The sequence below is a fragment of the Arthrobacter sp. 05L421 genome, from assembly GCF_056397785.1.
Map to the genome: position 1 here is coordinate 120009 of NZ_JBFTOC010000002.1, position 11800 is coordinate 131808.

At 65.1% G+C, this 11800-nt stretch carries 14 protein-coding genes; 6 read left to right on the forward strand and 8 right to left on the reverse strand.

Annotated features, from left to right (window positions below; genetic code table 11):
• Nucleotides 1-90 precede the first annotated feature (90 nt).
• From AC1DKQ_RS03490 to AC1DKQ_RS03510, 5 genes are all read right to left on the reverse strand, one after another.
• Nucleotides 91-492, reverse strand: coding sequence for a (R)-mandelonitrile lyase (locus tag AC1DKQ_RS03490; protein ID WP_476884615.1), 402 nt, complete (start codon nt 490-492; stop codon nt 91-93).
• Between the two features lie 8 nt (nt 493-500).
• Nucleotides 501-848: a carboxymuconolactone decarboxylase family protein gene (locus AC1DKQ_RS03495; protein ID WP_476918364.1), complete on the reverse strand. Its 348-nt coding sequence runs from the start codon at nt 846-848 to the stop codon at nt 501-503.
• A 5-nt stretch (nt 849-853) separates the two neighbouring features.
• Nucleotides 854-1870, reverse strand: coding sequence for an aldo/keto reductase (locus AC1DKQ_RS03500; RefSeq protein WP_476918218.1), 1017 nt, complete (start codon nt 1868-1870; stop codon nt 854-856).
• Nucleotides 1871-1890: 20 nt separating this feature from the next.
• Nucleotides 1891-2772 carry an aldo/keto reductase gene (locus AC1DKQ_RS03505; RefSeq protein WP_476918365.1) on the reverse strand — a complete coding sequence of 294 codons (882 nt, stop codon included), beginning with the start codon at nt 2770-2772 and terminating at the stop codon, nt 1891-1893.
• Between the two features lie 83 nt (nt 2773-2855).
• Complete coding sequence (locus AC1DKQ_RS03510; RefSeq protein ID WP_476918219.1) at nt 2856-4307, reverse strand: MFS transporter; 1452 nt, start codon at nt 4305-4307, stop codon at nt 2856-2858.
• 102 nt (nt 4308-4409) lie between these two features.
• Between AC1DKQ_RS03510 and AC1DKQ_RS03515 the strand changes: the two genes are divergently transcribed.
• The 6 genes from AC1DKQ_RS03515 (at nt 4410) to AC1DKQ_RS03540 (ending at nt 10244) form a co-directional block, all read left to right on the forward strand.
• Nucleotides 4410-5291 (forward strand): helix-turn-helix transcriptional regulator, encoded by an 882-nt coding sequence (locus tag AC1DKQ_RS03515; RefSeq protein WP_476918220.1) that lies wholly within the window; start codon nt 4410-4412, stop codon nt 5289-5291.
• Entirely contained in the window at nt 5288-6085 is a 798-nt protein-coding gene (locus AC1DKQ_RS03520) for an SDR family oxidoreductase (RefSeq protein ID WP_476918221.1), read from the forward strand. Before AC1DKQ_RS03515 ends, AC1DKQ_RS03520 begins: the two co-directional genes overlap by 4 nt.
• A gap of 127 nt (nt 6086-6212) precedes the next feature.
• Nucleotides 6213-7403: a Fic family protein gene (locus AC1DKQ_RS03525; protein WP_476918222.1), complete on the forward strand. Its 1191-nt coding sequence runs from the start codon at nt 6213-6215 to the stop codon at nt 7401-7403.
• Nucleotides 7404-7476: 73 nt separating this feature from the next.
• A complete protein-coding gene (locus tag AC1DKQ_RS03530; protein ID WP_476918223.1) occupies nt 7477-8253 on the forward strand; it encodes a MerR family transcriptional regulator in 777 nt (258 codons plus the stop codon).
• Nucleotides 8254-8366: 113 nt separating this feature from the next.
• Nucleotides 8367-8813, forward strand: a complete 447-nt coding sequence (locus AC1DKQ_RS03535; protein WP_476918224.1) for a cupredoxin domain-containing protein — start codon at nt 8367-8369, stop codon at nt 8811-8813.
• 57 nt (nt 8814-8870) lie between these two features.
• Nucleotides 8871-10244: an FAD-binding oxidoreductase gene (locus tag AC1DKQ_RS03540; RefSeq protein WP_476918225.1), complete on the forward strand. Its 1374-nt coding sequence runs from the start codon at nt 8871-8873 to the stop codon at nt 10242-10244.
• Between the two features lie 243 nt (nt 10245-10487).
• Here the strand turns inward: AC1DKQ_RS03540 and AC1DKQ_RS03545 are convergent, their stop codons facing one another.
• The 3 genes from AC1DKQ_RS03545 to AC1DKQ_RS03555 are packed head-to-tail and all read right to left on the reverse strand — an operon-like array spanning nt 10488 to nt 11730.
• The gene (locus tag AC1DKQ_RS03545) at nt 10488-10688 is read right to left on the reverse strand and encodes a GDCCVxC domain-containing (seleno)protein (protein ID WP_476884604.1); all 201 of its coding nucleotides are present in this window, start codon (nt 10686-10688) and stop codon (nt 10488-10490) included.
• Nucleotides 10685-11107, reverse strand: coding sequence for a YkvA family protein (locus tag AC1DKQ_RS03550; protein WP_476918226.1), 423 nt, complete (start codon nt 11105-11107; stop codon nt 10685-10687). The genes AC1DKQ_RS03545 and AC1DKQ_RS03550 overlap by 4 nt, the downstream gene beginning before the upstream one ends.
• Nucleotides 11104-11730, reverse strand: a complete 627-nt coding sequence (locus AC1DKQ_RS03555; RefSeq protein WP_476918227.1) for a cation efflux transmembrane domain-containing protein — start codon at nt 11728-11730, stop codon at nt 11104-11106. The genes AC1DKQ_RS03550 and AC1DKQ_RS03555 overlap by 4 nt, the downstream gene beginning before the upstream one ends.
• Nucleotides 11731-11800: the final 70 nt, after the last annotated feature.

Below are 11800 nucleotides of genomic sequence, written 5' to 3' on the forward strand. Positions count from 1 at the left end.
CGGCAGTAACCGTCCTTGTTGTCCAGCGCGCCGGAACGCCGAAGGGAAACTCTCCGTCGACGTCTCGGGTCTGCGAATAACATCTGAGGGTTAGCGGCCGTTGTATTCGTCGTCGGTGATGTGCTTGCCCCAGGTCGTGGTTGTGGCGGGGTCCTCGCCGTTCTGAAGCATGGCGATGTGCTCCATGAAGCAGCCGGGGGCGGCAGCGTGCCAGTGCTCTTCGCCGGGCGGGGTGTAGAGCGTCTGGCCGGGGTGGACCTCGATGATCCTGCCGTCCCGGCCGCCGAAGCGGCCGACGCCTTGAGTGACGCGCAGGTACTGGCCGTGCTTGTGCGAGTGCCAGGCGGTGCGGGCACCTGGAGCGAAGCGAACGGTCGCGACGACCATCGTCTGGTCCTTCTCGTGAGGCAGTGCGATCGGATCCAGCCAGACGTCGCCGGCGAACTGGGCCGCCGGGTTCTTCGTGGTCGGCGCTGAGGGTTCGATGTTCATGATTTTCCTTATTTGTTGTCTGTGAAGAGTTGCTTGGCGATGCCCATCGCGGACATGCCCTTGGGCCAGCCGGCGTAGAGCGTGACGTGGGTGATGGCTTCGATGAGCTCTTCCTGGGTCATACCGTTTTCGAGGGCGCGGCCGAGGAGGGAACCCAGCTGTTCGGTGTTCCCTCCGGCGGTCAGCACGGCTACTGTGATGAGGCTGCGATCGCGGGCGCTCAGTTCGGTCCGGTTCCAGACGTCCTTAAAGAGGACGTCGTCGGTGAGCTCGGCGAGCTTGGGAGCGAAGTCGCCGAACATTCTCCGTCCGCCCCCGACCTGCTTGGGCTGCTCTCCCTGCCGCGGCGGTCGCATGTCTGTCACCGCCGTCGTGCCTGCGCTGTGAGTTCATGGGCGCCGTAGCTGTTGTCGTCGGGGTTGACGGTGACGCCGGGTGCGACGATTTGGTCGATGCGGTCCAGCACCTCGGTACCCAGTGTCATGTCAGCGGCGGGCAGGTAAGACTCGAGTTGTTCCATGGTGCGCGGGCCAACGATGGCGGCCGTCACGCCCGGGTGGTTGATCGCGAAAGCGATCGCCAGCTCGATGAGGGTCAGTCCGTTGTGTTCGGCGAGCTGGGCAAGTTCTTCGACGATGTCAAGTTTTCGCTGGTTCGCCGGGCTGCTCATGTCGAAGCGGGCGTTCGGACGTGCAGGGGAGGTGGGCGTCGATGCCGAGTCCTTGCGCCAGCGCCCTGAAAGCCACCCGCCGCTGAGCGGGCTGTAGGTGAGCGTACCCATGCCGTGGCGTTGGGCCGTGGGGAGAACGTCTTCTTCGATGCCGCGGACCAGAATCGAGTAGGGCGGCTGCTCGGTGACGAACCGCTCCAGGTTGCGTTCCCGGGAGGCCCACTGGGCCTCCACGATCTGGGACCCGGAGTAGGACGAGGAACCGAGGTAACGGACTTTGCCTTGGCGGACGAGGTCGCTGAGCGCTCCGAGGGTTTCTTCGACGTCGGTATCGGGGCTGGGGCGGTGGACCTGGTAGAGGTCGATGTAGTCGGTGTTGAGCCGGCGAAGGGAGTCTTCGACTGCTTGCATGATCCAGCGGCGAGAGCCGCCGCGCTGGTTGGGGTCCTCGCTCATGGGCATGAAGAACTTGGTGGCGAGGAACGCCTCGTCCCGTCGCCCGTCGAGTGCCTGTCCGACTATTTTCTCGGATGCCCCGCCCGAGTAGACGTCGGCGGTGTCGATGAAGTTGATGCCCGCGTCGAGGGCGCGGTGGATGATGCGGATGGAGTCGGCGGTGTCGTTGTTGCCCCAGGGGCCGAACATCATCGCACCGAGACATAGGGGGCTGACCTGCACGCCGGTGCGGCCCAGGGGACGGTATTCCATAGTGGTTTCTTCTCTCTGTCTTAGGCTTCGGGGATGACCATGGCGAAGCGATCCTCGCGGGCTTCGTCCGGGTCCGGACCGTTGCGGTTGCCGGTGTTGAGCGAATCGATGGCGGTGAGTTCCTCGGCACTGAGTTCGAAGTCGAACACGTCGAAGTTTTCGGCGATGCGTGCCGGGTTGGTCGATTTCGGGATGGCGGAGCGGCCCTGCTGCAGGTGCCAGCGGAGCATGACCTGGGCCGGACTCTTGCCGTAGGCCCGTGCGATGGTGGCGATTGTCGGGTCTTCCATGACGTTCCGGCGCTCCTGGCCCCACCCTGGGTAGAAGGTGATGCCTCCGATCGGTGACCAGGCCTGGGTGAGGATGCCGTGCTGGGCATCGACTGCCTGTACGTCCGGCTGCGTGAAGTAGGGGTGCAGTTCGATCTGGTTCACGGCCGGGACGACGTCGGCCGCGTCGAGCAGTCGCTGCAGGTGGTGCGGCATGAAGTTGCTGACGCCGATCGCCCGGACGCGCCCGTCGGCAAGCAGGCTCTCCAGCGCCTTGTACGCGGCGATGGTTTTTTCGAACCGGTCGGGGGCGGGTTGGTGCAGGATGAGCAGGTCAAGATAGTCGACGCCGAGCTTGCCCGTCGCTTTGTCCCAGGCGTGAAGTGTTTGGTCGTAGCCGTAGTCGCTGACCCAGACCTTGGTCTCGATGAACACCTCCGGACGGTCAAGGCCGGAGGTGCGGATGCCCTGCCCGACTTCCCGCTCGTTGCCGTACGCGGCGGCGGTATCGATGTGCCGGTAACCGGTGCCCAGCGCGGCCTCGACCGCGGCAGTGGTCTGCTCCGGGGCACTTTGGAAAACCCCCAGGCCCAGGGCTGGCATTGTGACGCCGTTGTTGAGGGTCAGTTTCATGTTCATGCCTTTCACGATATTGAGACGTACGGAATTGTGGGAGTGCACGTCATTACCCCCTTCTTGTGGATGGCGTTGTTGGTTCAACCGACCTCTTGGACCTGCGGCGCAGGGGCGGTCCTGGCGTGCTGCTTCTGTGTGCGGCGGGCGGCAAGATCGGCGGGCAGGATGGCGGCTGTGGTCACGATCAGGGCAAGGAGCAGGAGAATGCTGCCCGTCGTGAGGGCGACGCTGACCTGCGAGGCCAGGTGCGCTGCAGCGGAACCCGCCGCCGGGACGGCCGCTGCCGCCGCGACCGCGATGCCAAGCCCCAAGCAGGTGCCGACCTGATGGAAGGTGTTCACCAGGCCCGATGCCGCGCCGGCGTCGGCCGCGGGAGCGCCGACGATGCCGAACGAGGTCAGCGGCGCAAACGCGAGGCCCTGGCCGGCGCCGATGAGGACCATCGGCAGCGCCACTCCGGTCAGATAGCCGGAGTCCACACCGACTCGGCTGAGCCAGAACATCCCGGCAAGAGTGATCAGGATGCCGGCCACGAGTGGAACTGAACCGGGCACTTTACCCATGAGCCGCGGAATGCTCATTGCAACAGCGAAGTTGACCGCCGTCATGGGGAGGAACCCGATGCCGGCCTGGAGAGGGTCGAAGCCAAGTACTTCCTGGAGGAACTGGGTGGTGAAAAAGAAGAATGCGATCATCGCGCCCAGGTACAGAAAGCGGGCGACATAGGCGCCGGTTCGGCGGCGGCTCGCGAACAGCCGCAACGGCATGATGGGCTGGGCAGCCCTGCGCTCGATCAGGACGAACACGATCAGGAGCACGACGCCGGCGCTGACGGCCGTGATTGTGACCGGGGAAGCCCAGCCGGCGTCGACGGTGTTGATGATGCCGAATACGAGAGCGCCGACACCCAGCGTGGCGCTGACTGCCCCGGATAGGTCAAAGCGGCCGCGGGCACGGCCTGATTCCGTGAGGAACCGTGGGGCGAGTGCGATCATCGCGGCGCCAATGGGTACGTTGACGAAGAACCCGGCCCGCCAGGAGATCCAGTGGGCCAGCGCCCCGCCGATGACTAGACCGAGGCTGGCGCCGATCCCTGCGGTGGCGCCGTACAAGGCGACGGCCCGGGTGCGCTCGCGGCCTTCCGGGAAGCTGGCCGTGAGTAGGGAGAGTGCGGCGGGCGCGACGATCGCAGCCCCGACACCCTGCACGGCACGGCCGGCGATCGCCCACCAGCCAGTCGGTGCCAGTCCGATCAGCAGCGACGCGATCGAGAACACAACCAGCCCGAACACGAAGACCCGCCGGCGTCCGAGTAGGTCTCCTGCCCGGGCACCGAGGAGCAGCAGGCCGCCGAAGACCAGCGTGTACGCGTCCTGAACCCAGGTGAGCTCACCGGTGCTCAGCTGCAGATCTGCCTGCAGGCTCGGCAGGGCGGTGAAGATAACCGAGTTGTCCAGCAGGATCATGAAGTAGCTGGCGAGGATGATCGCCAGAATCGCAGCCGGGTGGGCTGTTGTGGGTTCAGGTTTCATGCTTTCAATGCAACCGTGATTCCTCACGGGCCGGGAGTCACGGTTGTTCCGGGTAACGCCAGTGCCTCCCTCGAGCATCACCCACCGCGTAGCGTGGATGCCATGACACACAGTGACGACGTGCGGAAGTTCCTGACCTCCCGCCGCGCAAAGATCACGCCGGATGAGGCCGGGCTGCCCGTCTACGGCGGCAACCGGCGCGTTGCCGGCCTGCGCCGCGAGGAAGTCGCGATGCTCGCCGGAATGAGCATCGACTACTACATACGCCTGGAACGGGGGAACCTTTCAGGCGCCTCGGACAGCGTCCTCGAAGCCCTCGGGCGTGCCCTGAAGCTCGACGACGCCGAAACGGCCCACCTTTTTGACCTTGCCCGGGCCGCCACCGCCGCTCCCCGTGTCCGGCGCAAGCGCAGCCCCCAGACGGTCCGGCCGAGCGTGCAACGCGTCATTGATGCGATCACGGCCGCACCGGCCTGGGTCCGCAACGACCGCGGGGATGTCCTCGCCGCCAACGAGCTGGGCCGTGCGCTATATCTGGACTTGATGGCCGAGCAGACCACTCCACCGAACAGTGCACGCTTCACCTTCCTGAACCCGAAGGCCCGGGACTTCTTCGCCGATTGGGAACGCGCGGCGGATGACATCGTCGCTGTTCTGCGGTCCACGGCCGGGAAAAACCCCTACGACAAAGACCTCACGGACCTGATCGGTGAACTCTCAACCCGAAGCGAGGAGTTTCGTACCCGTTGGGCGCGGCACGATGTGAAGTACCATCGCGCCGGCCGGAAGCGGCTTCATCACCCAATTGTTGGGGACCTTGACTTGAGCTTCGAAGCGCTTGAACTGCCCGCCGACCCGGGAATGCGCATCAACGTCTACACAGCAGATCCCGGAACGCCCTCCGAGGACGCGCTGAAAGTCCTCGCCAGCTGGGCCGCCACCCAGCGGACCACCGCAGTGACCGCAGTGAAGGAGAAAAAATGAACGACCGGCCCTCCACTGTTCTGGTCGTCGGGGCTACCGGCAGCATCGGCCGCTACGCCGTGGCCGAGGCGCTGCAGCACGGTTACGCGGTGCGGGCTCTTGTGCGTGACCAGGCCCGCGCGGTCCGCATTCTTCCCGAAGGAGTGGACTTGGTGATCGGGGATCTGACCCGTCCAGATACTCTCGGCCCGGCTGTCGACGCAGTCGACGCGATCGTGTTCACGCACGGATCCACCACCGGCGAACGGGACGTGCGGGACAACGACTACACCGGCGTAGCGAACGTCCTCAAAGCCTTGGACGGCCGCCGCGCCTATATTGTCCTCATGACTGCTATCGGCACGACCCGGCCCGGCGTCGCCTACGCCCAGTGGAAGCTGCGCAGTGAGCGGCTCATCCGCGCCAGCGGCAACCCCTACACGATCGTGCGGCCCGGCTGGTTTGACTACAACCAGCCAGACCAGCGGACGATCGTCATGCTCCAGGGCGACAGGCGACAGTCCGGCTCACCCGCCGACGGCGCTATCGCCAGGGACCAGATCGCGCGCGTACTCATCGACAGTCTTCACATTGTTGCCGCCGACCACAGGACTCTCGAACTCGTCGCCGAGCACGGACCCGACCAAGATAACCTCACCGCCGTCTTCGCCTCCCTGTCGCCAGACTCGGATGCATCTCTCGATGGAGCCGAAGATATTGTTGACCTCCCCATGGAGAGTGAGCCGGAAATGTTCCGCCGCGACCTCGCAAAAATCAGAGCAGGAAGCCTCAAAGTCGGAGATCCGAACTCCTAGTCGACTGAGGAGAGGATCTCGACTTGCGGTCCATGGGTGCGGTTATTCCTCAACAAGTGTCACTTTATTCATGTTTGACCCCTAAAATCTAAATAGCAGGGTGACTATTTAGACTTCCGGAGGATCCATGACCCGTTGGCCCGCACACGGTAGCAAGACGATGCCGTGGAAGTCGTCCGGGCGGCCGCCGCGCGAAGACCGGGAATTCACCGAAGTTGTGGTCTCGCTGCCACCCATGATCGCCGGGAGCTGGTTCGAACCGGGCCGCGAGACCATTGTCGCCCTTGAGGAGGCCGCGGTTGCCATAGCTTCCCTGGACGTCACGGCCGGCGCGCGGATGGCCGCCATCAGCGGGTTCCTGCTCCGCAGTGAGGCTGTCTCCTCCTCCAAAATCGAGCACGTCAACGCCAACCGCGACGACTACGCCCGGGCCATGATCGGGCACAAGGCCAGTGATGACGCCCGCTCAATGGTGGCTGCAGCCGATGCCGTACAAGGGATGATCGACGACGCCGGGCGAACCGGGGAGATCCGGTTGGAGGCAATGCTGGGTGCCCATCACACGCTCATGAAGGATGACCCGATGGACGGCCCACACGCCGGCAAGTTCAGGGACGTTCAGAACTGGATCGGCGGCAGCGACCATTCACCGCGCGGCGCCATCCATGTCCCGCCCCCGCCGGAGCTCGTGCCGGAGCTGATGGAGGACTTGATGGTCTTCTGCAACCGCCGCGACGTCCCCATCATGGCGCAGGCGGCGATAGCGCACGCCCACTTCGAATCCATCCACCCGTTCACCGACGGCAACGGCCGGATCGGCCGGGCCCTGATCGGTGCGATTTCCCGGCGTCGGGGGCTCACAAAGAACACGGTCACCCCGATCGCGTCGGCGATGGTCGCCGACGTCGACACGTATTTCGGCCTCGTCAACAACTACCGCTCCGGCGACGCCGATCCGTTCGTGCTCTACCTGGCCCGTTCCGCGGTCCGCGCCTCGAACGCCGCCCGGGAATCCGTGGCCGCACTCGATGCCCTGCCGGCGATGTGGCTGGAGCTGGCCAGGCCACGCAGAGGCTCCGCGGACGAAAAGATCATCCCGTGGCTGCTGGAGCGGCCCGTGTTCGAGGCGCACAGCGCTGCCCATGTTGCCGGCGTCGCCGAAAGTTCCGTCTACGCCGCGCTGCAAAGGCTCTCCAATGCCGGGGTGATCACCCCGGTCACCCAGTCAAAGCGCAGCCGTGCCTGGGCGGCGACCGAAGTCCTGGACGAGGTGGACCGGCTCAACAACCGGCTGGCCGACGCCGGGAAGACCGGCTGAGCCGGCGACGACTTCTCGCAGGCGGTCAGGTGGCCTTGATCCTCACGCGGCGTGAGGATCTACCGTTGTGCCTATGAAACAGACGAGCGGTGCAGCAGGTCAATGGAGCATCGGCGAACTCGCGAGGGCGAGTGGCGTCACGGTCCGGACCCTCCATCACTACGACGAGATCGGACTGCTGTCAGCAGGCCAGCGGACCGCCTCCGGTCACCGGCGCTACACCGAGGATGACGTGCCGCGGCTGTACCGGATCCGGGCGCTGCAGATGCTGGGCCTCCCGCTGGCCGATATCGGCGCCGCGTTGGCAACCCCTGCCGATGACATGGCCTCGCTGCGCATCCTCCTGGAACAGCAATTGCAGCACATGAGCCGGCACGCCGAGCAGGTCCACGCCGTCCAAAACCGGCTACGGGACCTGCTTTCCCGCCTCGACATTTCACGCAGCGAGGGCGCCGCCATGCCGTCGCCGGAACAGTTCATGTCAACGTTGGAGATGATCACAGTGCTCGAAAACCACTTCACACCAGAACAGCGCCAGGAACTGGCCGACCGCAGGGCCGAACTCGGCACCGACCGCATCGAGGCCGCCAAGACCCGATGGGCCGCGTTGGTCGAGGAAGGCCTCAGACACGTCGAGAACGGGACGCCGGTCTCTGATCCCTCCATTCGGGAGTGGGTCAGGACATGGGACGAAATCGGATCCATGTTCCACTCAGGTGAGCAGACCAAAGCCGCCGCCCGTTCCATCTGGCAGGACAATAGGGGCGCCCTCAGCGCGGATCTGCCATGGTCCTCGGAGCAACTTGCCGGGCTCCTGGCCTACCTGCAAAAGGCAAGAACGCAACCCTGACCACCTGTGCTTCCTGACAGTGCCTTTTGGCACTGCTTTTTGACGGTGCTGGATGCAGAATGGAAGGAAGCCGGCTGATTCCTCAGCCCCTCCAGCGTCGAGGACGGCACATCATGACGAGTAATAAGACACGGACTGCACTCGTGTTGGCCACGGTTTTGATTGGGCTGAGCGGCTGTGCCGGAGGCGGCGGAACACCGGCGTCGGCCCCGGCCACGACGGCCGGGACCTCTTCCAGCATGTCGATGGAGCCGTCTGCCCCGGCGGGCTCCACTTCCGGGCCGGGAAGCGGAGCGGCAAACACCGCCGCTGCGACAATCACGATCAGCAACTACGCCTACCAGATCCCCGGCTCGGTCGCTCCCGGTGCGGAGGTAAAGGTGACGAACATGGACAGTGTCGAGCACACGGTGACCGCAGACCAGGATGCGAAGCTCTTTGATGTCGAGGTCAAGGAAAACGGCGGTACGGCCACATTCAAGGCACCCTCCACGCCGGGCACTTACGCGTTTCACTGCAGGTACCACTCCAACATGCACGGTTCTCTGACGGTCAAGTGAGGACGACGCCGGCTGGGTCGGGCACTTGACGGTCTCGATCGAAAAAGGTGCCGTGTCGTGGCTACCCAGACCCCCTCACCGTCGCTTGACCCATCCCTCGTTGATGACTTGAGTTCGGCTCTCCGGGGCTGGCTGTTCCGTCCTGAAGAAACCGGCTACGACGACGCCCGGAAGGTCTTCAACGCGATGATTGACCGCCGTCCGGACCTGATCGTCCGCCCCGCTGACGTCGAGGATGTCCGCCGAGCGGTGACCTTCGCCCGGGACAACAATATCCCTGTTTCCATTAAGGGCGGCGGTCACAACGTGGCCGGGAACGCCGTCGGCGCGCATGGGCTCATGCTCGATTGCTCTGGCATGAGGAATGTTCAGATCGATGCTGAACGGCGCGTCGCCGTAGCTGGCGCGGGTGCGCTCCTGGCCGATCTTGATGTTGCCACTCAGGCATATGGCCTAGCCACGCCGCTCGGAGTTGTCTCGGTTACCGGCATCGCCGGGTTGACCCTGGGCGGTGGCATCGGCTGGCTCAACGGCAAGCACGGGCTCACCTGCGACAACGTGCTGGCCGCCGACGTCGTGACGTCCGATGGCAGGCTGCTGACGGTGAGCCCGGACCAACACGCAGACCTCTACTGGGCCCTCCGGGGTGGAGGCGGCAACTTCGGCGTTGTTACGTCGTTCACCTATCGTTTGCATCCCGTCGGGCCGGTTCTTGCCGGGGCGCTCTCGTTCCCGGCCGAACGGACGGGGGAAGTCCTGCGGTTTTACCCCGAATTCGCCGCGTCTTGCCCCGATGAACTCTCGATGTCGGCGAGTCTGGCGCGTGACGCCTCGGGGCGCCCTGTGTTTGGCGTAGGCGTCTGCTGGAGCGGAGAGCATGATGAGGCTGAGCTGGCCCTCCGACCGCTCCGCGAGCTCGGCCCAGCTGTCGACGTGGTGGTGCCAACCGACTACGTCGTCCTGCAGAGCGCTCACGACGCGGGCTTTCCGTTGGGCCAGAACCACTACTGGAAATCGAGCTTTTTCACCGAGTTCACCGCCGAGGCTGTCGATATCCTGCTCCAGTTTGCGACCGAGATGCCTTCAGCGGCGAGTGGCATTGGAATGCAGCAACTACATGGTGTGGCCGCCCGGGTCGACCCGGCAGCCACGGCATTTCCCCATCGGCGGTCGCAGAGCGAGCTCCTCATCCTGGCCCAGTGGGCCGACCCGGCAGAGACGGAGCGCAACGTCGGCTGGGTCCGCGCGTTCTTCGAGGCGATGCAGCCCTTCGCCGCGGGCGGGGTTTACGTCAACGATCTGGGCCAGGAGGGGGAGGAGCGCGTGAGGGCAGCCTACGGCGCCAATTACGATCGGCTGGCGGCCGTCAAAGCCACATACGACCCAACCAACCTCTTCCGATCAAATCAGAACGTCCGCCCGATCGCATAGGAAGTGCGCCGCTGGGATGGGACGATAGCCGACGACGGAGGCGGCCGGGGCAACCATCGACCGGTCCGCGGGCATGAAGGACCCTCTCATTTGCCGCAGTCGGCCCACGCGTCACCCCCCGCTTCGCGGCCATGCGGCCTTTGGCCAATCTGGCCCGCAGTGAATATGTCAGTCTGAACGGAGCCCACTCGGACGGCCCGAAAGGTACCCACCTGAGCGACATACCGAACCTAATGACGGGGGCTACTCCGGGGACTGCATCGGAGGGCAGGGGGTGTCGCCGTAGGAGCAGAAGACGCAACAGTCGCCGGCCGTGGGGTTGATGGGTGCGCCGCAAGCGGTGCGCCGGTGAAAATACACGCACGCGTCGGTGGGCATGTCCCGTATCTCCTGGCTGCCGCAGTCCGGGCAACTCAGAGTGCTGGTGAGCCGTGGGCTTTTCATGCCCGGGTTGTGGCCGTGCCGGCCAGCCGTTGGATGATGGCGAGGCCGGACGGTGTGCCGGGCCAGTGTCGTTCCAAGGGGCCGTGGCCCGCTTTTCGGATGACTGCGCGCAGGACCACGGCCACGATGATGGCGTCGTCGGCATACCCTATGACCGGAAGGAAGTCCGGGACCAGATCAATGGGTGAGGCGAGGTAGATCAGCAGCAGGACCAGGCGGACCCGGATTCCGCGCGGCAGGGTCCGGTCCGCGGTCAGCCGGCGCAGCAGGACCAGCAGGTCCGGCAGCAACCGGAGGGCGTCCCTCATCCTCACCGTTTCCGGGTGTTTACGGGCGTAGAGGCCGAGAAGGACAAGCAGCACGGCGTAGATCAGGACAACGCCGCCGACAGCGGCGATCGCTGCGTCCCCCCAGTTCATGCCGTGGTCTCTTCGGCGGTGTGCTTGAAGGAGTTGCGTGCCTCGCGGATGGCGTAGTAGATGATCACGGACCCGGCTAGCGGGTCGGCCCACCACCATCCGAAGAGGGCGTTCAGGACCAGCCCGGCCAGGACTGCGCCCGCCAGATACGCATCGACCAGGGTCACTTTCCCTTCGGCGCGCAACACCGGATTGCCCAGGGCGCGTCCGGTGCGCATTTTGCCCCAGGTGAGAGCGAGCATGACCACGAAGGTCAGGGCCGTCCAGACGATGCCCAATCCGGAGGTTGCGGGCCTGAGGCCGGCGGCAATGACGATGGCCAACTGGATGAGGAGGTAGGCGGCGAGGACCGCGAAGGCCACCCCGATCAGGCGCATCGCCCGGGTTTCCCGGTCTTTGTGGATGCCTTTGAGCTGCCAGACCACGACGAGGGAGGCGAAGATTTCGATGAGGCAATCCAGACCGAATCCGGCCAAAGCCGGTGATCCGGCACCAAGGGCGGCGGCGGCCAGGACGCCGAGGCCGATCACGTTCCAGCCCAGAGTCGCGTATTCCAGGCGCAGGCCTCGGCGCAGCAGTATCCCAAGGTCCGTCGTTGTGGTGGTCCCGTTAGTTCTGGCCATGGGTTTCTGCTTCCTTACGGTGGGTCTGTTCCTGGTCATTCGCGCGGCGGCCATTAATGGTGGCTGGCCC